Origin of the sequence: Pseudoalteromonas phenolica (genome assembly GCF_005886345.1) — a bacterium.
Taxonomy (GTDB): Bacteria; Pseudomonadota; Gammaproteobacteria; order Enterobacterales; family Alteromonadaceae; genus Pseudoalteromonas; species Pseudoalteromonas phenolica_A.
Genome location: NZ_PNEC01000111.1, coordinates 1 through 328, shown reverse-complemented (window position 1 = coordinate 328; position 328 = coordinate 1). Strand labels below are relative to the sequence as shown.

Sequence of the window (328 nt, the reverse complement as noted above, 5' to 3'; positions counted from 1 at the left end):
TAGTGCTTCTGCAAGCTCTACGATCTTGTCTTCCCACTGCTTCTCGCCTTCTAGTGCTTTAAGCGCTGAACCTTGGATTAGTGGTAAGTCATCACCTGGGAAGTCGTACTCAGAAAGAAGTTCACGAACTTCCATCTCTACTAGCTCTAGTAGCTCTTCGTCGTCAACCATGTCACATTTGTTCATGAATACGATGATGTAAGGTACACCAACCTGACGTGAAAGTAGGATGTGCTCACGTGTTTGAGGCATAGGACCGTCAGTAGCCGCAACTACTAGGATCGCGCCGTCCATCTGTGCAGCACCAGTGATCATGTTTTTAACATAG

At 47.0% G+C, this 328-nt stretch carries 1 protein-coding gene; it reads right to left on the bottom strand.

Annotation, left to right across the window (positions count from 1 at the left end):
- Window positions 1-328, bottom strand: a 328-nt coding sequence (locus CWB72_RS20260) for a GTP-binding protein (protein ID WP_252371607.1), incomplete at both ends; no start/stop codon positions are given.